Source organism: Methylobacterium nigriterrae, from assembly GCF_037106235.1.
Classification (GTDB): domain Bacteria; phylum Pseudomonadota; class Alphaproteobacteria; order Rhizobiales; family Beijerinckiaceae; genus Methylobacterium; species Methylobacterium nigriterrae.
In genome coordinates this window covers 1-961 of the sequence record NZ_JBAWTG010000419.1, presented here as the reverse complement: position 1 = coordinate 961, position 961 = coordinate 1, and the positions used below count along the sequence as shown (strand labels likewise).

Annotated in this window: 1 protein-coding gene; it reads left to right on the top strand. The window is 64.3% G+C overall.

Going from position 1 to position 961, the window contains the following annotated elements:
* Window positions 1-531: 531 nt before the first annotated feature.
* The coding region (locus tag WDW90_RS37505; protein ID WP_336492788.1) for a CBS domain-containing protein at window positions 532-961 on the top strand (430 nt) is incomplete at its 3' end.

Here is a 961-nt window from a genome sequence, read left to right as displayed (position 1 = left end):
CGCGGCTCTTCCCGCCCCGCGCGCCAGAACTTCCTGTGCGCTCCATGTGACTGTCGTCACAGCAATTTGCGGACACGGACCCCATATCAGCGCAGACGAGCCGATTGGCATGGTTAACCCCTCGTTAACGCATCCGGCGGACGCTCGTGACCCCTGGTGATGATCGAGGCTCCCGTGAAGCCGCCCCCAGTCAATCGCATCGCAGCAGCCTCCCTTGCGGACGCGATCGCGTCCGAACTCGCTGCCGCTGCCTACACGCACCATGAGGAAGGCCGCGCAGCTGAGGCGCAGGCTCTGCTTCAACAGGCCAGAGACCACCGTGTTCAAGCCATCAGACTGCGCGCTTTAGCTGGTGCGGAGCACTACATGGCCATCGCGAAGCTCAGGTAGTGCCGTGCAGCTAGGACGAACCCAGATCTACGAGGTCGTGTACCTGCTGCCCGACGAGCAAGGCGTGGCCCGTTACCGCCTGGCCGGCGACCGGAGCAAGTGCACAAGGTGAACGATGTGTTTCTCTAGGGAGGGGCATCCATGACCGTCGCCCATATCCTCGCTGAGAAGGGCTGCTCCGTCGCCACGGTGCAGCCCGAGCGGACCCTCGACGATGCGATCCAGCTGCTAGCTGACAGGAGCATCGGCGCCTTGGTCGTCACCGACGAGGCCCAGACCGTGGTCGGCATCATCTCGGAGCGCGACATCATGCGCGCGGTGGCGCTTCAGGGTGCCGCCGCCCTCGGCGCTCCCATCTCCAGCCACATGACTCGTAACGTAGCCACCTGCCAGCGCGAGGCCACCAATGACCAGATCATGCGGCTGATGACGGACGGCCGTTTCCGCCACATGCCCGTCTGCGAGCACGGCAAGCTCGTCGGCATCGTCTCGATCGGAGATGTAGTCAAGCGTCGCCTTCCCACACTGGAGGCCGAGCAGCAGGCCATGCGCGACTACATCACGAAAGCCT